This is a genomic window from Cellvibrio sp. OA-2007 (genome assembly GCF_000953825.1).
Classification (GTDB): Bacteria; Pseudomonadota; Gammaproteobacteria; order Pseudomonadales; family Cellvibrionaceae; genus Cellvibrio.
This window is the reverse complement of the sequence record NZ_BBUL01000095.1, coordinates 63,101-83,525: the sequence shown is the minus strand read 5'-3', so window position 1 is coordinate 83,525 and position 20,425 is coordinate 63,101. Positions and strand designations below refer to the sequence as shown.

Genomic DNA, 20,425 nt, shown 5'->3' with positions numbered 1-20,425 from the left:
GCATCAAGAGCAACATCAAAAATTTGCTCGCTCAGCAGCCAACAAAATGGTTTCGCCTCTGGGAGTAGAGACGCTGACAGTAATAAGTTTTATGGTATTGCCCGCATTAGTGCTTACTGATACCGAACGGGTATAACCGGGGTAAGGCGTATCGCTCCAATTGCGATAGTCATCCACATCATTCATATTGCTATCTGGAGTATCGTCGCAAGCTGAGCAAGCGGGAATACCACCAGTTGGCGTACTTTCGGAATATTTAAGGGAGAGTATTTCGTCTAATAGTGACTGCGCAGCCTCCAGAGCTTTTACGCGAACAATAGGGTCGACGTTGTTAATAGTTGCTTGACGATAAACACCCACTAACGCAAGCAGAGCAATACTAACCACCACGATAAAAACAACCATTTCAATCAGGCTAACGCCCAATATTTGAATGCGATTTGCGAGCAAACTATTGCGCATATGCATAACCACTCGCTTCAACTTGAATCGTTGCAGTTACTCCACTGCTATTACCCGAACCGGTTAACACTATTGGTGTTTTACTTGTACGCCCCAACTTATCGTAATTCAATGTCAGCGCTGGCAAATTGACACCTACCGGCACAGTCAGTGGGTAATAGTCGCTACCGGCTTTGATTGCAACACCGCTCTCTTTAACACTAATAGTGTTAGAGGTGAGTACCAAGCTAATATTACTGCGCATCATGGCTTGTTGTTGTGCAAAAAACAAAGCCGCGATGAGGTCATCGCGGCCTGATTGCACTGCGGCAGTATTGACTGGCCCCAGACGACTAAAAAGAGAGATTGAAATAATTCCTACCAATATCATCACGGTAATTAATTCAATTAACGAGAATCCTTTGGTTTGGTTATACAAAAGTCTCCTCAATCTCAACTCCATAGCCAGCCAAGGTCAATCAGCAAAGGCGGTAAAACTTGCTGTAGGTGTGTCAGTGGCGTCAAACGTTGAGTTGCCATTTGTATCATATGCCACAGTACAAACAGTACCCGCAGCTGCAGTAGCAGTTGTACTAATAACATATTTAGCAGGCAACCCACCATCCAACAAAGCACCCACTGCGGCGCAAGTTGCAATAGTAATAGGAGCAGGAGTTGGAGCAGTTAAACCGGCATTTACCGCGATTCTAGAGGCATGATTCAGGGCTGCCGCACTACCCAGCGCTCCAGCCACACCCTGTGCAGCAGATTGTTTTGCCGCGTCAGATAGATCAACAAATTTGGGTAAAGCAGTTGCCGCCAAAATCCCGAGAATAACAATTACCGCAATCAATTCAATCAAAGTAAAACCAGATTGTTGTTTCATAAACAAAGCTCCACACGGATAAAAATTTAGGTGAACTACACAAAACCAGCTCTATGCCACCGAGCCTTTTAAGCTACACATCCTTGGGTTCACAAATACTGTCGCATTTGCGAACAAAAACACTCTTAGTTAAAACAAAATATAGCTAAAACCATCAGAAATGCCAGTCTCAACACTAATTAATATTATTGTTTTCATTATTTACCGGAATAAAAAGTAATTTGCCATCCAAGGGGTAATAATCGAAATAGGCGGAACCATCTGAGAAACCATAGCGGCAGTTATTAGGCTGGGCAAATACCCGGTATTCATTGCGGCTCTCAATACCCGCGCCCTTGGTTATAGGCGCTGGATTTTGCAGAAGCAACTGCCACAACTGAAAGCAATCTTCATCGGTTGGTTGATAATCAGCAGTTACCGGGGCACCCAAGGAAACTGGCCAGCCTTGCGGAGAAAAATAAACCACCGCTCCGGTAATTTTAAGCGGCTCCGATCTACGCTCTTGGTTGACTACATTTTCTATCAAATACTCAACCCGAGCATTAGCTGCCCCAGTCATAAAGTGATGCGATATAATTTCCAGACGTAAAACCCGAGCATCATTGGCCATTAAGGAATAACGCCCAAGCGCGGCGAGCGCGATAATCGCAATAACGATCACCACAACAAAAAATTCGAATCGCCCATTGTGATAGGTTTGAATCAAACACACCTCACTTCTGAATGTTGTACATATCCCACATGGGTAGAAAGATGCCCAACGCAAGTATGGTGACAAAGCTTGCCATCACCACAATCATAATCGGCTCGATTCTATCGCTCAGCTGTTTTACATCGTATTCCACTTCACTTTCATAAAAAGCAGCTACTTCAGTCAACAGAGTGTCCACCTGGCCGCTTTCTTCTCCCACTGAAATCATTTGCAATACCAAAGGGGTAAACATGCCACTAACCAAATGGGTTTGAAACAAGCCTTCGCCGCGCTCCACCCCTGCGCGAATCCCACGAATCTTATCACCGAGATAAGGGTTATCTATTGTACGAGCACTGAGTTCCAGCGCATTAGACAGCGGTAAACCCGCATTAAGCATCAAACCAAATGAACGGGCATAACGAGCGAGAGATGCACGCTCGATAATATCGCCTACCACAATCAGCCGCAGTTTTTTACGCCCCCATACCCGGCTGCCCTCTGGAGTGTTTACATAGTGATATGTCCAAGCAACCAGTGCTGCTATAGCGGCTACAACATACATCCAATAATTGACAAAAAAATCTGAAATTCCAATTAATATGCGGGTAGGCAACGGTAGCTGCGCCCCAAATTTGGCGAACATACCGGCAAATGCAGGAATAACTTTTACGTTGATAATCCCAATGGCAATCGTAATCGCGATCAATACAAATGTTGGATAACGCAGTGCAGTCTTAATGCTTTTCATGGTCGCCAAATCACGTTCCATATACTCGCTTAACTGTTTGAACACCAAATCCAAGCGCCCTGAACTTTCCCCAACACTCACCAGGCTGACAAATAAATTATGAAATATTTTCGGGTGCGCACGCATTGCCGTAGACAACTCCACCCCGGCTTCCAGACGTTCGACAATGTCATTCAGCGCCTGTTGAAAGGCATAGTTACGTAGTGATGCAGACAAACCACGCAAGCCTTTTACCAGCGGAATTCCCGCGCGGGTGATGGTATGCATTTGACGGCAAAACATAATCAGTTCAACAGTTTCCACCCGCCCACGATTTGTCGCGCGCGCGAACTTTTCAGACAAGCTCAGCTGTTCAATAAATTCTTTAATTTCAACTGGCGTTACACCGCGCCCCAATAACTGATTCACAGCGGCATCCTGACTGGATGCATCCACTTGTCCGGTTATCAAACGGCCTTCAACATTGCGGCCTTTGAATTCGTAGATTGCCATAGTTATTTATTACCCGACATTTTAGATGTCATCAATTTGTGCGGATATACTCATCACTTCTTCAAGTGTAGTTGTACCTTCTATTGCATAACCCAATGCTGCTTCACTCAGCGTGACAAAATTAGGGACAGCGTAAGCCGCACGAGTAAACCCATTAATATCATTCACGCGCAAGGCTTCGGCCATTTCGAGATTTAACTCCAACATTTCAAAAATACCAATACGCCCGCGATAACCGGTATTGTGACAATGAGGACAACCTGTACCCTGCTTAAATGCAACACCACTAAAATCCCGCCCTTTACCAATGGTTGCCAGCAATTGCCGCTCGTTGGCATCGGGCGTATAAGCTTGAACACAACTAGTACAAATACGCCGCACCAATCGCTGTGCCACAATCGCTTTTAATGCTGTCGCCACTAAGTAGCCATCCACACCTATATCCATTAAACGCAGTGCAGAGGTAACCGCATCATTGGTGTGCAAGGTTGATAACACCATATGGCCGGTCATGGATGCACGCAGCGCAATTTCTGCCGATTCCGCATCGCGAATCTCACCAACCAATAAAATATCCGGATCCTGACGCAGTGTTGCGCGCAACACACTGGCAAAATTCAAACCGATTTTTTCATGCAGCTGCACTTGGCTAATCCGCGGCAAGCGGTACTCAACCGGATCTTCAACGGTGATGATTTTTTTCTCGGGTTTATTTAACTCTGACAAAGCGCCATAAAGCGTGGTCGTCTTACCGCTACCTGTAGGGCCGGTTACCAATACCAATCCATGCGGACGCGTGATGGCTTTGCGAAAACGATCAATCAAATAATCTGGCATGCCCACGTTACTTAAGGGGCGAACACCATCTGTTTGGTCAAGCAGACGCATTACTACTGACTCGCCAAACTGCACTGGCATAGTAGAAATACGCACATCGATATTGTGATGTTTCACTTTTAAATTAAAGCGGCCATCTTGCGGCAAACGTTTTTCTGAAATATCCATACCTGACATAAGTTTCAAACGAACCACCAAAGCAGAAGCAATGCGTTTTTCATTCATCACCTGCTCTAACAGCACACCGTCAATACGATTGCGGATGCGCAGCACTTTTTCATCGGGTTCGATATGAATATCCGAGGCTTTAGTATTGATCGCCTCTTCAAATATTTTTTGCAGTAGCTTGACTACCGGCGCTTCGCTGTCTGTAGCATCTACAGCAAAATCCGCCAAATCCAACGCAGACTCTTGCAGCTCTTCATCAAGCTCACCGGCAAGCGTGGCGATTTCACTGGCGCGGGTATACGCGATATCCAAAATATCCAGTAACTCCGATTCACGCACTACCGCCGGCTTAAGATTTTTTTGCAAAATACGTTGCAATTCATCCAGGCAAAAAATATCCGTCGGGTCAGCCATACCCAGTAGAAGACCATCAAAATCTTCGCGCAGCAGCATTACACGGTAACGACGCGCACTGGTTTCCGGTAATTGCTGTACTAAATCGCGATCAAAACGAAATTGTTTTAATTCCACAAACGGAATATCCAATTGCGCCGACAACAAACTCAATAGCGCATTTTCTTCAACGTAACCAAGTTCCACCAAGGTGGCGCCCAGCTTTCGCCCAGTGAGTTTTTGCTCTTGCAAAGCATGTTGCAACTGGGTTTCGGAAATCATATTTTTCTCGACCAGTAAATCGCCGATCCGAATACGCTTTTGCGAAAAATTGTTAGTCATAACTGTTTAACCAACTATTAGTGTTGATGAAGTAGCAATACAAATTATTGCTGCAGCGCAGCAATTCGCTGCTGAACATAGGTACGTACTTGCGGCTGCAAGTCGGCATATTGGTTTACCCGCTGATAAGCTTGCGCAGCCACCTGTGGTTGGTTAAGGGCGTCCTGTGCCAGTGCAAACCCCAACCAATACGCAGGCTTATCGCCAAACACGCTAAGCAACCGGCGATAATGATTAGCCGCCTCCAAATTCATTCCTGCACGCTGATACAAGCCCGCCAGTAGCGCACGGTAAGCTTCATGCTGCCCCGCTTCGCGAAAATGAGCTTCCAACAGCTGAATTGCCTGTGCATCCTGTTGCTGAATAACAGCCATCTTTGCCGTATAAAAAGTCCGCTCAACCAAGGGCAAATAATCTGCTTGCAGTAGGAGTGATTGCATTGCTTCAATACGCTCCTGCGCCGCAAAAATATCGAGCAAGGCTTTTACCGATTCCTGTGGCTGTGCGGTAGACCCAATAAACTGTTGCAGTTTCTCAATCGCAACATCCACCTGCCCTTGCGCGATTAATTGATTCGCCTGTTGCGCTTGCTGCTGATCTTGCCACTTGGCATTGGGCGTAATTGACAACGCTGGTTCGCCCTGCTCCATTTCATGCTCTTCCACAGGTTCGACAAATGGTTCTTGAATGCTGACAGACGTTAGATTTTCTTCCGTTGCGTCTACAGGCATGTGTTCAGCTTGCAGTTCTCGCTCAACTACTTGCAGATCTGCATTGGCATTTTGGTTTTTAAGTTCGCTTGTCGCAGCAACAATTTCATCGCTATCCGGTTGAATATTTGCATTGGCAACCACAGTTGATAACTGAGTAATCGCAGACTCCAAAGCAGCAATTCGTTCACCCAACTCAGGCGTCGATACTGCAGGCGCAGCAATGATTCGCTCAACTTCACTTGCTCCTTTTAATCCAACAGATTTACTCTCCGCTTGGGCTTGCTCAGCAATCGGTAATGCGTTCACTGATTCATCCGCAGCTTGTTGCGTAGCGGGCTTCAGCTTTAAAAACACAAGAATGGCTAACACTAAAAAAAATACAACTAAGCTAGGCAGTAGCGTGCGCGGCAAAGGCTTTGCTGCACTGGAGTTATAAAATAATTCGCGTTGCTCCTCCGCCTGTAGATCAACACTCGCCTGCGGCACGACTGCAATTGGATCAGTGCTTTTTTGTTGTTGTGAAAGATCCCTCAACATGTCGTTAAGCAAGCTCATTAGGTGTACCCCAATAAACCGGGAGCCAGTACAATAATAGCCGCTGCACTAGCGGCCAACATGGGCCACAACCAATAGTCGCGCCGCGCTAACCAGCGCCCCAATGATTTACTCTCTGCGGTATCACTAATTGCACGCACCATATGGCTGCGATTAACACGCTTGGCCGCCTGTCCATAAGCCGCAAGCATTGCCTTATGTGCCATCACATTAATCAAACGCGGTACACCACCGGATGCTTTATACAACAAACTTATTGCGGAATATGAGAATAAAGATGCACCGCGGTAACCCGCAGAGCTCAATCGATAGGCTAGGTAATCCGCCAGATTTTTTTTGGGAATTGTCTGTAAATACTCTGCAAAAACAATGCGCTGTTTAAGTTGGCGCAAGTCCGGGCGATCCAACAACTCATCCAGCTCTGGCTGCCCAAACAAAACAACTTGTAGCAATTTACTTTTTTCAGTTTCAAGATTAGTCAACAACCGCAGCGCTTCAATAGTTTCACGCGGCATCGCTTGCGCTTCATCCACAATCAGTACAACCTGCCGCTTTTGTTGCGCCAGCTCAACCAAACGTAAATTGATATCTTTTAACAGCTGGTAGGAGGGAATTTCAGGCGAGTAAGAAATACCGATTTCTTCAGCCAAAAACCACTTGAGTTCGTCGGGAGTCAAATAGGGATTAGGAATATAAGCAGTGATAAAATTATCGCCCAGGCTTGCCAATAACTTTCGACTCAACAGCGTTTTACCTGTACCAACCTCCCCGACAATTTTAATAAACCCTTCGCTGTGGCGCAGTGCCAGCACAAGTGTACTTAATACCTCGCGATGGCTCTGACTATTAAAATAAAACTGGGTGTCCGGGGTTAATGAAAACGGATGCTCCTGTAATCCAAAGTGTTGACGGTACATGGAAGGCCTCTCAGACAAACACACTGTGCATTTGCGATTTATTTCAACTGACTGCAACCGTTTTTACTGCTTACGATAGGCATCGCCAATACGTTGCATACTGCTTTGTGCGTCATTCAATTGTGCGTCCCAAGTTTTGTCATCAACAACAATTGGGCGCAGCAAAATAACTAACTCTGTCTTTGATTTACGTCTATTTTTGGTACGAAATAATGCGTTTACGCCAGGAATGTCACCCAGCAACGGACGTTTTCCGTTAGCATTATTGGTGGATTCAGTCATTAGGCCGCCCAAAACAATAACCTGCCCGTTGGCCGCTTTCACAATACTATCTGACTCACGCACACCGCGTAGTGCCAGAGGCAAAGCAAACTCCTGATCCCCCACCGTAAATACTTTTTGTTGGTCGGTAACTTCACTTACCACCGGATGAATGTGCAAAATCACTTCGCCTGTCTCGGAAATCTGTGGGGTCACATCCAGCGATATACCACTGAAAAAAGATGAGAGTTCGATATTGGGGGTAGAGGTTGTAGTGGCAGCGTTTTGCGTTTGATTACTCGAAATACCGGTCACAAAATATTCATCGGAGCCTACGCGTATAACGGCTTTTTGATTATTCACTGTAGAAACACGCGGACTGGAAAGCACTTGCACACTACCCTGGGTTTCCAGTAGCGATAACAACTTGGTTATATCCGTAACTTGTATTAAACCGGCTACTGTACCACCGATGCGTTCGCGCCCGTCGGTTGAGATAACTTCTCTTGTTCCATCTGGATTAGTGAAAATTCGCGTGATGGCCAAATCTCTAAATTCATCTACTGATGAACTGCCATCGGTGTTTAGGGCAAAGCCATCCTGAAGGTTTTTTGCTGCCGATATTTGCCCGCTAATCGCCCCCCAATTAACACCCGCTTCAAAGCCTTCACTAAGACGAACCTCTAAAATTTTTGCCTCTAAAATAACCTGCCGTTTAATACTCAACTCCGAGCGCTCTAGAAAAGTGCGCACAGCACTCAACTCATGGGGCATAGCTTTAACCACTACCATACCCGCTTGCGGGGTAATCATAACCGAGCGGCTTTCGGTTTCGCCGCCAATAATAGAAACAAGAGTTTTTTCCAGCGAAGCCCAAAAATCAGTACGGTTTAATGTTTGTACGCGGGAACCAGGGGTTAATGCTGAACCGGAGCCACCACTGTTTTCGCCTTGTCTTGCACTTTCAATCATGCCCAGCAAATTTGCAGTATCACTACCGCCACTATTGCCCCCACCGGAATTTGAATTGGAATTCGAATTATTACCGGATGCTTGCGCCCGACCAATCATCACACTTGTATCTGAAACACCTACGCGCTGCACATCCAAATAATTAATCTGAAATACTTCAGTGCGCATAGCATTGGCGTAAATAGTGTAAATGCCACGCTCTTTTTTAAATTCGTAACCATAAATATCGCGAGTAACACGCAGCACATCATCAACCGTGACATTTTTCAAATCGAGCGTCACACTGCCATGCACATCCGGATGTACCACCACATTGACGCCAGTACCATTTACCAGCCCAAGAAAAAAATCTTTAGCAGCCACATTGCGAACGGAAACATCAAAACGTTCATAGCTGTTTTTTACCGCACCATTTGCGCTTAGCGCCTGATTATCGAGTAGTGCTTTATTTACTTCTGGCGGTACAGATTTGGCCAAAGCCTTTTGTTCACGCTGCTGTTCAACTACTTGATCCATCGCGTTTTCAGTAACCAAACGCTTATCGCTATTATTGGTTGAGCACGCATTGAGCATTAATACAGCTAACGCAACACAGGATATTTTTTTAGGGTTGGTGAACATTGTCACTGCCTCAAATATTTTTTGATCGATTAGTGTCTTTTCAAAATGCTGGGCGATAAGCGCAGCACTAGAGTTTCTTCGGCTTGTTGCAGCACAACCACCTGCGCTGAAATGCGCTGCACTTTTACATTGGCTGACCCGGGAATTAACTGCCCTTCGCGTAGCGTTTTACCATTAATAATGGCGAGTTTTCGCTGCGGGCTGATTAAAATTGAATTTAGCGTAAATAGCTGCACAGCAGCACCAGACGCATTAACGGCGACATGCCCTAACGGCATTGTTGGATCCCGCACATCAGCGGTGGCTGGCTCAGCTATTAGGTCAACACTGAGCAATACTGCGCATAAACAACTTGCGATAGTTTTAGACACCTAGTAGCCCCTCTTCTGAACTCAGAGTGAATACACGAATATCGATCTCAGCATTAGGATATTGTTTTACTGTGTAATCAAGGGACTCCCAATAAAACTTCCACTGCAGTGACTCTATTTCCGTCATCAATTGAATTAACTGCGAGTAATTTCCGGCAACACGAATCAGCACCCCATGCTTATAAACGCCTGTACCCGCTGGCTGTGTTTTACCTTCTTCCTTTACTGCATCAGTTGTTACAGGCACCAACTGCAATTCAGCAGCCGCTAATGTACGCAGCTGCAACAGCTTTACACTAGCAGTGCGCAATAACACTTCTTCTAGCACCTTAGGTAGCTGTTCCGCACTTATTAAGCCTTGTGACAAACCGGACAGTTTAGTTTCTACCGCATCAATATCAGCGGTGAGCTTACGAATTTCGTTATTTTTGGCGATAGCCGGATCACTCGCCATCGCCATGGCCAATGTGTTGATTTGTGTTTCGAGTGAGCGCTGTTCACCGGAAATTTTATCGGCTTCTACTTGCAAAGCTTTGCGATCGCGATCAAAGTTTGCCTGCACCAGAAAATTCCATAACAGAAACACCACGGCGAGCAGAGTAATAAAAATCAATATCCGCTCGCGCAAAATGCGGCTATCAATTTTTTCACATAGATCTTTTATTGCGGGAGGCATTAAGGTGTACCTCGTGCTTTTTCATTCAATTTCAACAGCATTTGCACTGCTGTTTTTCCTTCCGAATTTGGTTCCGCTCTTGCAGCTTGCTTAGCCAGAGAAAAATCAAATAGCCCTTGGCTGTTTTTTACTGGCTCAATATTCAGCACGCCGAATGCAGACTGAGCAAATGCCACATCACTGCGCAAGCGCTGTATATATAAAGGAATTTGATCTGCTGCACGTGTTTTACCGGCAAACTCAGCGTAGTTGCCACCCGACTGGAGTGAAAATACTGAAAGACTTACCGTATCCAAAGATTGGCGTCCCAAGGCTTGCAGATGTGCGGAAAAACCTGTGTTATTGCCCAAGTCTTTATTGGCAATTATCGAAAATATTTGTTTGCGTCGATCCAACTCTTGCGTTAACTGCACAATTTGCTGGTCAAGCTCGACGAGATTATTACGCGGTCGCTGTTGCTCTAATAGCATAATACGCGCCTTAAGCTCTTCTACTTGCGCACGGCTTTGCTCCAGGGCTAATTCGCGCTCACGATTGGAGTTTGCACTATAGGCGCTAACAATCACCAACAATAAAACGAATAGGCCCAAACCCCATAGCATTTGCATACTGCGCAGGGGTTCGCGATTGGGCTGAAACTCCGGAAAATATAAATTGATCTGTTGCATTTTAGCCTTGCTCCACTTGATCTTGGCGCAGCGCGGCACCTATCGCATGTAACGCGAGCGAGCAAATATGTTCGGGAATTCCATCTGCAATCTGTAAGCCACTGGTGAGATCGAGCAAGTTGATGGTTACCGCAAGAGCATTGCGAATACTGGGCGTTAATTTATCGGCCGTCACATTTTCCCCACAGAGATAAATGTGGCTCGGTGGAACCTGACGCATTTGTCGCTCGAAATAATCCAGCGAGCGCTGCAACTCCAACACCAATGCCTCGCCGGGCAAATCATCAAGCAAGCCAGCGTTATAAGAGAGCGAAAACTGACGGGATAAATACAAATTACCATCGCGAATAATTTGCAAACTGCCGCCACCTTGCTGCAGTTTCACAATCGCCACACCGCGTTTTGTATCGCAGCAGTCTTCGGCCAAATTACGCAGTACCAATTCAGGAATATCAATCTTGTTTAATTTCAAGCCAGTTGCGCTAATCGCCGCTACTGCCGCCTCTATATTTTTGCGTTGAGCGGCCACAGCATAGGCCATACGGCTGGTACCACGGGCACTGTCTTCCGGCAGAAAGAAAGCATCGACAACCGCTTCAGCAATCGGAAACTGCACCAAATCTTTTATCCGCCAACGCAATGCTTCCGCCAATTCTTCTGCTGGCACCTTGGGTGCTTCGCCCAAAATTAATTGATAGCTACCCGGACTCATCACCAAATTACAAGGCACGCCCAGCAAACCCAGCTTGGTTAACCGGGCACGCAGAAGATCGGCTAATTCAACACCGGTTTCAGCAGGGATAAAATCGCAGTTCACTAGACAAGGTTGTTGTGTGGCCGGGCGGCGGACATGTGCAAAAGCCACGCCTGTGGGGCTAAAGTCCACACCCACAACCTGATTATGGCCATTTGCACCACGCAAAACGCTGGCTACTTTTTTCACAAGCTGCTTCAAATCTGAGCTCTCACCTATCGGGTTTACAATGGTTGCACTATCAACTTTTCACTAAACGGAAAAGATTGTGCAGGACAGCTAATAACTCTTGCTTATAATTGACCGTGGAAACATAACCTTTAACTAAGAACATAGACCATAAAGGTAAAAAAAGCCAAATGCTGCACATAGTTCTTTTTGAGCCGGAAATACCACCCAACACGGGAAACATCATTCGGCTCGCCGCCAATACCGGCTGCCAACTTCATTTAATTGAACCGCTGGGTTTTAAACTGGATGAGAAAAGCGTAAACCGCGCCGGAATGGACTATCGGGAAATACAGGACGTACAACTGCATAAAAACTGGGCTGCATTTTTGGCCGATGAAAAACCAGCGCGAATATTTGCCCTCAGCACCAAAGGCACCCGCTGCCACAGCGATGCGCAATTCCAATCCGGTGATTATTTATTGTTCGGGCCAGAGACGCGCGGGCTACCAGTGGATATCCGCGAATCGCTGCCTACCGAGCACGTATTGCGCATCCCGATGGCCGCTAATAGTAGAAGCATGAATTTATCCAACGCGGTGGCGGTGATGGTTTATGAAGCCTGGCGCCAATTGGGGTATGCTGGCGCGCTTTAGTAACAAGCGGGAAAATGCCGCTACAAATGAAGAGATTGAGTAATGAGCAAAATCCAGATTTTTATTGGCAGTGTCTATGGCGGTGCCGAGCAAGTAGGTGAAATTCTGAGCGAAGAGCTAAGCAAACTCGGCCATGAAGTCAGCTTGAACACTTACGCACGCGCAGAGGATCTGGCGCGCGACCCAAATGAAATTATCCTTTTGTGCCATTCCAATACTGGTTCAGGCGAATTGCCCGACAATATCCAGCCGCTGTATTTGCATCTCACCCGCGATTTTCCACGTATTGCCGGGCGCCGCTACGGCGTGGTCAATCTCGGCGATAGCTGTTACACCACGTTTAACGAAGCTGGACGCTTGCTGGATGCAGCTTTTGAAGATTTGGGTGCACAGCGTATCGGCGAGCCACTCGTGCTCGACGCAAGCAGTGGTGACGATGCAGCGACACTGGCGCGCGAGTGGGTACAGGATTGGGCAAAGCTGCTGTAACTAATCTATGTGTATTAACTGAGTTGATGCCAGTCATTAGCTGTGTGATTAAACGTAAGTGATCGATATGAGTGAAACCAAAACCATTGGCCTGTTTTACGGCAGCACCACCTGCTACACCGAAATGGCGGGCGAAAAAATCCGCAACGCGCTGCACGCATTGATCGGCGAAGAGCGCGTGGATGTTTTTAATATCGCCGATACACCAATTATTCAAACCCAATTTTACGATTATTTAATTTTTGGTATTCCCACTTGGGATTACGGCGAGCTGCAAGAAGACTGGGAAGATATTTGGGATGAATTGGATACACTCGATTTCAGCGGCAAAAAAGTTGCCATTTATGGTTTGGGTGATCAGGTTGGCTACCCCGAATGGTTTTTGGATGCGATGGGTTATTTGCATAGCAAACTCATGCATCGCGGTGCAACTCCCTGCGGTTACTGGCCGCGTGCGGGTTATGTGTTTGAAGCCTCCAAAGCACTTACGCCCGATGAGCAATATTTTGTTGGCCTGGCATTAGACGACGAAACCGAATTTCAATTGAGCGATGGACGCATCCAACAGTGGTGCGCACAAATTGTGGAAGAGTTTGGTTTGTGAGTGATTCAGCCAGCATCGGCCACGCCCAATTACAATGGGATGAAGATGGTCAGCCAGTATCCAGCGTGTTTGGCGATGTGTATTTTTCCCGCGCCAATGGCCTAGAAGAAACCCGCCACGTTTTTTTGCAACACAATCAATTAAGCGAGCGCTGGCAGCAACTTACCGCTGGCGAGCACTTCACCATTGCCGAAACCGGTTTTGGTTCCGGATTAAATTTTTTAGCCGCTTGGCAATTGTGGTTAAACACCGCACCTGCCAGCGCGCAATTACATTTTGTCAGCGTGGAAAAATTTCCGCTGACCAAACCGGATTTGCAACGTGCGTTGGCGCTCTGGCCCGAGCTGGATGAATTTATCGCACAACTGCTCGCAGCCTATCCCACCTTTGTCGACACCGGTTTTCATCGCCTGAGTTTTATGGATGGTCGCATCAGACTCACGCTGATTATTAATGACGCCGCCACCGGTTTTGCCCAACTGCTCGCCACACCCCACCCCGCTTTCGCCAGCCAGTGCGCCAAAATTGATGCCTGGTTTTTGGATGGTTTTGCGCCGTCAAAAAATCCGCAAATGTGGAGCGATGCATTATTTACCGCAATTCGCCAACTCAGCCATACAGGTACAACCGCCGCAACCTTTAGTGCGGCAGCTATTGTTAAACAAGGTTTAACACTGGCGGGATTTACTATTCAAAAAGTGCCGGGTTTCGGACGCAAGCGCGAAATGGTAAAAGCCTGCATGGAGCAAGCGCCAGCGATTAATTACCAAGATTCACGGCAACCGCGCAGCTACTCACCCTACCCTGTGCCCTGGACGATCAATACAAATACTGTCGCTGAAAAAAAACACGCATTGATTATCGGCGGAGGTTTAGCGGGCTGCACCAGCGCGCGCGCCTTGGCCGAGCGCGGCTGGGAAATTACCTTGGTGGAACGCCATGCAACACTTGCACAAGAGGCATCGGGCAACCCGCAAGGTGTACTCTACGCAAAGTTATCGCCTAAAAATGAAGCGCAGGCAGAATTTAATTTGCATGCGTTGCAGTTTGCACAACAATTTTATCGATCACGCTGGAATGATATAGGCGAGCGATGTGGTGTGCTGCAACTGGCGCACTGCGAATCGGAACAACAGCTGCATCAGCAATTGCACGAAAAATTTTCAGCCGCCGATGAACTGGTGCAATTTGTCGATGCCGCGCAAGCAACAGCGATTGCGGGGATAACACTTACGCAAAGTGCATTGTATTTTCCCGACGCCGGTTGGATTAATCCGCGCAAACTCTGCGAAACGCTCACTGATCACCCCGCAATAAAAATCATTACTGATTGCGCTGCACTGGTATTGGAACAACGGGATGACAATTGGCAAATCAATAACAACCCAGAATTGCGCGCACCGGTAGTGATTATTGCCAATGCCAGTGATGCAAAAGCGTTTGCACTTACACAGCACCTACCGATCAAATCGATTCGCGGGCAAATCACTTATCTTCCGCCAACCGATGCCAGCCGCCTACTCAAAACTATCGTGTGTAGCGAAGGCTATATCGGCCCCGCTGCAAACAATCAACACTGCACCGGCGCAACCTTTAATTTAAAAGATGAAACTCGTGAGTTGCGCGCAGAAGATCATCGTACCAACCTAGAAAACCTGCGTTCGCCGCTGCCAGAGTTATTGAATGAATGGCGCGATTTGGCGTTAGAAAATTTACCGGGGCGTGTAGCCTTTCGCTGCACCCTGCCCGACTATTTGCCGCTGATAGGTGCAGTGCCTGATGAACACGCCATGCTGGAGAACTTTGCCCCCCTGCGCAAAAATGCGCGTGCAGCAATTCATAAAACCGGGCGCTATCACTCAGGATTGTTCATTAATATCGGCCACGGCTCACGCGGACTAGCCTACACACCACTCTGCGCCGAATTATTGGCGGCGCAGATTAATCAGGAAACGCTGCCGCTGCCACGAGAACTCGCCAACGCGTTGAATCCGGCACGTTTTTTAATTCGCGACCTCATCAAGAACAAACGCTAAGGGAAAACCCTGTCTATACTCTTTAGCATTCCCTAAAGAGAGGTAACCCTATGCTGACCAACCGCACCTATGTTTTGGATGATGAAGTCGATTTTTTGCACAATTACTATGAGCGACTGGTGGTGCAGGAAGTGTACGACCAAAGTGAGCGCGTACAGCAAGGTGATCGGGATTTTCTCGCCGATGTCGCCTGTGTAGCCTTGAATCGCCTGCCGCCACGCTATATTCGCCACGACGTCGACATGACGTTTTTTATGTCGCCGCAGGATATGGTGGAGATTGAACGCAAAGTTGAGCAAGCAGTGACCGATGCACTGAACTACGTAGAAAGCCGCGAGCGCGGTGAGAACCCCAAATTGCCAGCGGTAGAGGTTTCACTTATTTCTACCCGTGCAGACAAACCTATAAAAACAGCCAGCAAGAATGCTGGAGATGAGACAAAACCGACTAAAGCCGCTCCGAAAGCGAAGGCTAGCAAGAAAAAGTCCTGATTTGTCCGGGCGATAAGAACCAACTTCGGTTTTTATCGCCTCAGTACCACTCCTATTTTGCTGCCCCCGCTACCGCATCCCCGGAGATGATCTGCGACCCGCTGCCGCACGCAATTACGGTACGCATGGCAGTCTCTACATTGATATGCGGCAATAAATCCACACATTCAGCGGACAAATGATAAACAAACCCCGATGTAGGAATGGGTGCTGTCGGCACATAAACGGTAACATCACCATTACTGTGTTTAGCGGTCACAATCGCCGTTACCGACACTCCGGCAGCACGACCCATCAAATACGCACGGCACACCTCGCCTTTTAACAGCGAGGTATTACCCTCGCCACCCAATAATTGGGACACTATTTCGCGAATTGTTTTATAGCCAGGCGCCAACCGGGTTAGCCAGGCGTCAATTTGGTCGTGAACCCACTCACCCACACTGGTTTTAATAAACAAACCAATCAAAAAACAGGCGCTGAGCAACAACAAAACGCCCAGCACATCAGCCATAAAATTGGTAAATGCCGTCTGCTCTACTAACCAGACACTGAGCGGCTCAATCAGTGAGCTCACTATCCCCAACAACCATTCCACTAACCACATAAAAATCGCAATCGGCAGGATTACCATAAATCCACCGATCAGGGTAATGCTGACAAACGAACGCAAACGCTTCATGATGAGAGCCTTTCAAATAAAGATGGAATTCCGAGTGAAACAAATACTTTGCGCACTATTGTGCACCAGCTTATTGTTTATAGCGAACCCTGCCCCAGTGACGGCAGCTGAATCAATCGCCTATGAATTGATTGCTGAGCGCACGCACAAACCCACTCTTTTTACCCAAGGTTTATTGGTGCATGGCGATCATTTTTATGAAAGCAGCGGCCTCTATAACCAATCCCTTCTGGTCAGTTATCCTATCGCGGAACCCGCCAGCACATGGGCAAAAATATCGGCACCTTTTACCAAAAAACAAACGATTCCGGAACGCTATTTTGCTGAAGGCTTGGCACTTCTGGGCGATAAACTGTATCTGCTAACTTGGCAAGAACAAACCCTATTGATTTACGACAAAACCACGCTGAATTACCAAAACAGCATCGCCTACAAAGGTGAAGGCTGGGGTTTGACCGAAGATGGCAGACAACTTATCCGCAGTGATGGTAGCGACGCACTGTACTTTCACAGTCCTGACGATTTCCGTATCACCAAAACAATAAAGGTATCTGACGCGGGCAGACCGATTTCGCAACTGAATGAATTGGAGTTTGCGGGGGGATTTATCTGGGCCAACATTTGGTATCAGGATCGCATTATAAAAATTGATCCCGCTACCGGAGATGTAATGGGTGAAATGGATTTATCGGAACTGAAGCAAAAACTTGAACTTAATAACAGCGAACAAGTGCTCAATGGTATCGCGTGGGATGAAAAACAACAGGCATTTTGGATTACCGGAAAACTCTGGCCAAAAATGTTTTTGATTCGAATTTCGCAGTAAAAAGCCCCGCACCAGGCGGGGCAATATCAATGCATCAATGATTTCTATTGGCAAACACTTCCTGTCACCGCTGGAATAGGTGCAGCGCCAGCACCTTTACTACCCTGAAAACCAAACTCAATGGTTTGACCTGGCTGGATAGTTGAATTCCAGCTTAGATTTTTTGCGCTATAGGGATTAGAGCCAGACAACGATGCATTCCAAAGATTAGTGATTCTGGAACCATCGCTATATTGCCAATTAACATTCCAACCATTAATAGGCTGTGACCCCGTATTTTTAATGCGCACTGCTGCTGTAAAGCCATTGTTCCATTGGCTGTTAATTACATAAGTGCAATTGCCTGCCGCCATTGCACTGGAAGAACTGCGCGATGAACTGGAAACACTGGAAGGTCTAGACGAACTTGATGAAACAACCGAAGGTACGGATGAACTGGACGGAATGATCGATGAGCTTGAACTTGAACCTATACAATTGTCTGAATTCGTATGATTACGAACAATCGACGTGCTAGTCACTCCACCTCTTCCATCACTTACCGTTAACTTGATGGCGTAAGAATGCGGCGGCTGCATATAAAAACGCACAGAAGGTTCAGTTGATGTGATCGGGCCTCCGTAACCACTGATTTCCCATTGATAAGTCAGTGGATCCCCATCCGGGTCAAAAGAACCAGATGCACTTACATTGCCGTACCAGGATCCGCAACGCACAGTTTCAAAGTTGTAGGTAATAGCAGCTACAGGCGGTTGATTGGCTGGCACTGAACTGCTGCTGGAACTATTGTTAAAAATACTCGCCGGTTTTGCGGTTGCCTTAATACCATTTACATCATTAATCGCCAAATTACCCCAAGCGGTCAATTCCTGTGGATTCCAATTGGTTACCATATCCAGCGCAGAGTTTTCATTGCCACTCCAACTCCAGGCAAAATAACCTACACCATATTCTTGTGCTATCTGCATAACATTAGAAGCAGGAAGCTGCACAGGAATGGTAGGTAAAGGCACTGAATAATGTGGGTGATAGTATGGCGCTGGCGCAAAGCCACCAATAACTAAAGGAGCACCAAGCTGGGAGAAACTCGCGACATAATCGCGCATTTTTTGTGGATCGGTATACGCATCAAACATTTCAACCGAATAAATAATTTTCTGCCCAGAGCTTCCATAAGGCCTCATATATTCCACTAATTCATGCATTCCTTTAGTAGGATCTTGCCCCCAAGTGTTACCATCTACCACCAACACAAACCGTGGAAAATAGTCAATAAAATAACGAATATACGTTTGCATGCGAAACACATATTCAAGATTCCCTGACATCTCACCTAGTGCCTGATTACCCAGGCCGAGCATAATGTAATCTTCCTGACCGATAAGAGCCGATCGAATATCTGACTGATAATAATACCCGACTATATCTGTTGGCGACTTTGAACCCATCGCATTGGGGTATCCCGCAACATCATTCGGCTCTAACACACAGACCGTTTTACTTTCTTTACACGCTTGGACAATTGCACGCAATTGAACGCCATTCAAATCTGATCCATTGCCGTAGACACCGGCAGCAAATTCAATTTGTACGGCGTTAGCACCTGCGGCACCAGCATATTTAATTGCTTGAACGGTACGTTCAGGAGCTAGGCTGTGATTTACCGTAATACCGCGAAATACAAACGGCTGCCGATTAGGGTCCAGTAGCACCCCTCCGTTAGCAATCCAATCTGCTGCCGCAGGGATTGATAACATGCCTATACTGGCGAGCGCCAAGGTTTTTTTTGCTAGAGAGAAAGACGAATTCATAACATTTCCTTTTGTCACCTTTGTATAAAATTACCGCAGGCGAATAAGATTATTGTTCAAAAAAACACACCAGACGTTGATGTGCTTATCCAGTTCTCTCACCATTCAAAGTAAGTTTGAAACACAACGACTATTTTTTATTATTTATGTGACGACCAAAAACACTAATTATTCTTATGGTTTTATAAAATCAGAAAAAGTGGCGGGACGAAAGATACTAAGCGAGCAAGATAGAATTAAACAAGAGGATGCGAGGCTGAATTGCGAACCAGTCGCCATAGCCAGCCTCAATAATATTGCAATTTTTTGCCTGTGAAAAAATCAGGTTGATTTGGATTTCAACATCTCCGCCAAACCTGCCCCTACTAAAGCGGCGCCACCCTGTGCCCAACCGCCATCAACCGGAATAACAGCACCACTGATATAGCTGGCAAAATCAGACGCTAAAAACAAACACGCATTGGCGATATCATCGGTTGAACCCATGCGCTGCAGTGGTACAGATTTTTTTACCGCTGCGCGAATCGCTTCATTTGGCGCTAAACGTTTCATGCCTTCGGTATTATCAATCGGGCCGGGGATAATAGAATTAATGCGCACACCTTCCACACCCCACTCCAAACACAAGGTGCGGGTAATCATATCTACACCCGCTTTTGCAGCACACACATGGCTCTGCCCCGCCATCGGAATTTCTGCTTGCGGCGCGGATATATTAATAATCGACGCGCCCGGTCTTTGCAGATGCGGATACACCGCCTGCATCACATGGAAAGTGCCGAGCAAATCGATTTCGATCACAGAGCGAAACCCATTGGGTGACATACCCATCGCTAGTGCGGGAAAATTTCCCGCCGCGCCCGACACAACCACATCCAGTTTTCCCCATGCAGCCGCAATCTCGGCTACACCATTTTTTACTGCCTCTACTTCGCGCACATCGGCGGCAAAACCACGAGCATCCGCAGCGCCACAATTTTTTAATGCTGCGATGGTGTCGTCCACCTTATCCTGTGTACGGCTCACCACCGCAACACGCGCACCTGCTTTGGCAAAGGTTTCGGCAATACCGCGATTGATGCCACTGGTACCACCCACGACGAGTACGTTTTTATTTTTGAAATCAAACGGAGTATTCATAATATTTTCTCAG

General features: G+C 46.9%; 22 protein-coding genes. 6 read left to right on the top strand and 16 right to left on the bottom strand.

All coding sequences use genetic code 11. The features are described 5' to 3' along the window. Positions 1-15: 15 nt before the first annotated feature. The 13 genes from AWU77_RS16060 to pilM form a co-directional block, all read right to left on the bottom strand. Entirely contained in the window at positions 16-462 is a 447-nt protein-coding gene (locus tag AWU77_RS16060; protein WP_062065940.1) for a hypothetical protein, read from the bottom strand. Beyond that, a complete protein-coding gene (locus AWU77_RS16055; protein WP_062065505.1) occupies positions 452-880 on the bottom strand; it encodes a type II secretion system protein in 429 nt (142 codons plus the stop codon). Before AWU77_RS16055 ends, AWU77_RS16060 begins: the two co-directional genes overlap by 11 nt. Before the next feature lie 36 nt (positions 881-916). After that, positions 917-1,327, bottom strand: a complete 411-nt coding sequence (locus AWU77_RS16050; RefSeq protein WP_062065502.1) for a type II secretion system protein — start codon at positions 1,325-1,327, stop codon at positions 917-919. Between the two features lie 175 nt (positions 1,328-1,502). Beyond that, positions 1,503-2,033, bottom strand: coding sequence for a hypothetical protein (locus AWU77_RS16045; RefSeq protein ID WP_152625382.1), 531 nt, complete (start codon positions 2,031-2,033; stop codon positions 1,503-1,505). 7 nt (positions 2,034-2,040) lie between these two features. After that, the gene (locus AWU77_RS16040) at positions 2,041-3,261 is read right to left on the bottom strand and encodes a type II secretion system F family protein (RefSeq protein ID WP_062065496.1); all 1,221 of its coding nucleotides are present in this window, start codon (positions 3,259-3,261) and stop codon (positions 2,041-2,043) included. A gap of 21 nt (positions 3,262-3,282) precedes the next feature. Further along, positions 3,283-5,001, bottom strand: coding sequence for a GspE/PulE family protein (locus AWU77_RS16035; protein WP_062065494.1), 1,719 nt, complete (start codon positions 4,999-5,001; stop codon positions 3,283-3,285). A gap of 44 nt (positions 5,002-5,045) precedes the next feature. After that, on the bottom strand, positions 5,046-6,269 hold the full coding sequence (locus AWU77_RS16030) for a hypothetical protein (RefSeq protein ID WP_062065491.1): 1,224 nt from the start codon (positions 6,267-6,269) through the stop codon (positions 5,046-5,048). Further along, the gene (locus AWU77_RS16025) at positions 6,269-7,186 is read right to left on the bottom strand and encodes an ExeA family protein (RefSeq protein ID WP_062065488.1); all 918 of its coding nucleotides are present in this window, start codon (positions 7,184-7,186) and stop codon (positions 6,269-6,271) included. The genes AWU77_RS16030 and AWU77_RS16025 overlap by 1 nt, the downstream gene beginning before the upstream one ends. A gap of 63 nt (positions 7,187-7,249) precedes the next feature. Further along, entirely contained in the window at positions 7,250-9,040 is a 1,791-nt protein-coding gene (mshL, locus tag AWU77_RS16020; RefSeq protein WP_062065485.1) for a pilus (MSHA type) biogenesis protein MshL, read from the bottom strand. Between the two features lie 29 nt (positions 9,041-9,069). Beyond that, positions 9,070-9,411 carry a hypothetical protein gene (locus AWU77_RS16015; RefSeq protein ID WP_062065482.1) on the bottom strand — a complete coding sequence of 114 codons (342 nt, stop codon included), beginning with the start codon at positions 9,409-9,411 and terminating at the stop codon, positions 9,070-9,072. After that, a complete protein-coding gene (locus AWU77_RS16010) occupies positions 9,404-10,087 on the bottom strand; it encodes a hypothetical protein (RefSeq protein WP_062065479.1) in 684 nt (227 codons plus the stop codon). Before AWU77_RS16010 ends, AWU77_RS16015 begins: the two co-directional genes overlap by 8 nt. Beyond that, the gene (locus AWU77_RS16005) at positions 10,087-10,755 is read right to left on the bottom strand and encodes a hypothetical protein (RefSeq protein ID WP_062065476.1); all 669 of its coding nucleotides are present in this window, start codon (positions 10,753-10,755) and stop codon (positions 10,087-10,089) included. The genes AWU77_RS16010 and AWU77_RS16005 overlap by 1 nt, the downstream gene beginning before the upstream one ends. 1 nt (position 10,756) lies before the next feature. Beyond that, positions 10,757-11,698, bottom strand: a complete 942-nt coding sequence (gene pilM / locus AWU77_RS16000; RefSeq protein WP_238582489.1) for a type IV pilus biogenesis protein PilM — start codon at positions 11,696-11,698, stop codon at positions 10,757-10,759. A gap of 170 nt (positions 11,699-11,868) precedes the next feature. Between pilM and trmL the strand changes: the two genes are divergently transcribed. The 5 genes from trmL to AWU77_RS15975 all read left to right on the top strand — a co-directional run bounded on the left by trmL (position 11,869) and on the right by AWU77_RS15975 (position 15,953). Continuing rightward, positions 11,869-12,333, top strand: a complete 465-nt coding sequence (gene trmL / locus AWU77_RS15995; protein ID WP_062065470.1) for a tRNA (uridine(34)/cytosine(34)/5-carboxymethylaminomethyluridine(34)-2'-O)-methyltransferase TrmL — start codon at positions 11,869-11,871, stop codon at positions 12,331-12,333. Between the two features lie 42 nt (positions 12,334-12,375). Continuing rightward, positions 12,376-12,822, top strand: coding sequence for a flavodoxin domain-containing protein (locus AWU77_RS15990; RefSeq protein ID WP_062065467.1), 447 nt, complete (start codon positions 12,376-12,378; stop codon positions 12,820-12,822). Between the two features lie 67 nt (positions 12,823-12,889). After that, positions 12,890-13,426: a flavodoxin FldB gene (gene fldB, locus AWU77_RS15985; RefSeq protein WP_062065464.1), complete on the top strand. Its 537-nt coding sequence runs from the start codon at positions 12,890-12,892 to the stop codon at positions 13,424-13,426. Further along, the gene (mnmC, locus tag AWU77_RS15980) at positions 13,423-15,462 is read left to right on the top strand and encodes a bifunctional tRNA (5-methylaminomethyl-2-thiouridine)(34)-methyltransferase MnmD/FAD-dependent 5-carboxymethylaminomethyl-2-thiouridine(34) oxidoreductase MnmC (protein ID WP_062065461.1); all 2,040 of its coding nucleotides are present in this window, start codon (positions 13,423-13,425) and stop codon (positions 15,460-15,462) included. Before fldB ends, mnmC begins: the two co-directional genes overlap by 4 nt. 50 nt (positions 15,463-15,512) lie before the next feature. After that, positions 15,513-15,953, top strand: a complete 441-nt coding sequence (locus tag AWU77_RS15975; protein WP_062065458.1) for a late competence development ComFB family protein — start codon at positions 15,513-15,515, stop codon at positions 15,951-15,953. A gap of 52 nt (positions 15,954-16,005) precedes the next feature. Here AWU77_RS15975 and AWU77_RS15970 read toward each other — a convergent pair whose 3' ends face one another. After that, positions 16,006-16,635, bottom strand: a complete 630-nt coding sequence (locus AWU77_RS15970) for a DUF502 domain-containing protein (protein ID WP_062065454.1) — start codon at positions 16,633-16,635, stop codon at positions 16,006-16,008. A gap of 34 nt (positions 16,636-16,669) precedes the next feature. On the opposite strand from AWU77_RS15970, the gene AWU77_RS15965 reads away from it, so the two are divergent. Continuing rightward, a complete protein-coding gene (locus AWU77_RS15965; protein WP_062065450.1) occupies positions 16,670-17,461 on the top strand; it encodes a glutaminyl-peptide cyclotransferase in 792 nt (263 codons plus the stop codon). Between the two features lie 44 nt (positions 17,462-17,505). Here the strand turns inward: AWU77_RS15965 and AWU77_RS20780 are convergent, their stop codons facing one another. After that, a complete protein-coding gene (locus AWU77_RS20780; protein WP_062065447.1) occupies positions 17,506-19,272 on the bottom strand; it encodes a cellulose binding domain-containing protein in 1,767 nt (588 codons plus the stop codon). Between the two features lie 321 nt (positions 19,273-19,593). Next, positions 19,594-20,412, bottom strand: a complete 819-nt coding sequence (locus AWU77_RS15955) for an SDR family oxidoreductase (protein WP_062065444.1) — start codon at positions 20,410-20,412, stop codon at positions 19,594-19,596. Positions 20,413-20,425: the final 13 nt, after the last annotated feature.

Bases quoted from the DNA above. Each gene is read 5' to 3' on its own strand.
- AWU77_RS16030 (WP_062065491.1), bottom strand. From the start codon at position 6,269: ATGAGCTTGCTTAACGACATGTTGAGGGATCTTTCACAACAACAAAAA.
- AWU77_RS16050 (WP_062065502.1), bottom strand. From the start codon at position 1,327: ATGAAACAACAATCTGGTTTTACTTTGATTGAATTGATTGCGGTAATT.
- mshL (WP_062065485.1), bottom strand. From the start codon at position 9,040: ATGTTCACCAACCCTAAAAAAATATCCTGTGTTGCGTTAGCTGTATTA.
- fldB (WP_062065464.1), top strand. From the start codon at position 12,890: ATGAGTGAAACCAAAACCATTGGCCTGTTTTACGGCAGCACCACCTGC.
- AWU77_RS16060 (WP_062065940.1), bottom strand. From the start codon at position 462: ATGCGCAATAGTTTGCTCGCAAATCGCATTCAAATATTGGGCGTTAGC.
- AWU77_RS16035 (WP_062065494.1), bottom strand. From the start codon at position 5,001: ATGACTAACAATTTTTCGCAAAAGCGTATTCGGATCGGCGATTTACTG.
- AWU77_RS16025 (WP_062065488.1), bottom strand. From the start codon at position 7,186: ATGTACCGTCAACACTTTGGATTACAGGAGCATCCGTTTTCATTAACC.
- AWU77_RS16040 (WP_062065496.1), bottom strand. From the start codon at position 3,261: ATGGCAATCTACGAATTCAAAGGCCGCAATGTTGAAGGCCGTTTGATA.
- AWU77_RS15990 (WP_062065467.1), top strand. From the start codon at position 12,376: ATGAGCAAAATCCAGATTTTTATTGGCAGTGTCTATGGCGGTGCCGAG.
- AWU77_RS16010 (WP_062065479.1), bottom strand. From the start codon at position 10,087: ATGCCTCCCGCAATAAAAGATCTATGTGAAAAAATTGATAGCCGCATT.
- AWU77_RS20780 (WP_062065447.1), bottom strand. From the start codon at position 19,272: ATGAATTCGTCTTTCTCTCTAGCAAAAAAAACCTTGGCGCTCGCCAGT.
- AWU77_RS15975 (WP_062065458.1), top strand. From the start codon at position 15,513: ATGCTGACCAACCGCACCTATGTTTTGGATGATGAAGTCGATTTTTTG.
- AWU77_RS15955 (WP_062065444.1), bottom strand. From the start codon at position 20,412: ATGAATACTCCGTTTGATTTCAAAAATAAAAACGTACTCGTCGTGGGT.
- AWU77_RS15970 (WP_062065454.1), bottom strand. From the start codon at position 16,635: ATGAAGCGTTTGCGTTCGTTTGTCAGCATTACCCTGATCGGTGGATTT.
- AWU77_RS16005 (WP_062065476.1), bottom strand. From the start codon at position 10,755: ATGCAACAGATCAATTTATATTTTCCGGAGTTTCAGCCCAATCGCGAA.
- trmL (WP_062065470.1), top strand. From the start codon at position 11,869: ATGCTGCACATAGTTCTTTTTGAGCCGGAAATACCACCCAACACGGGA.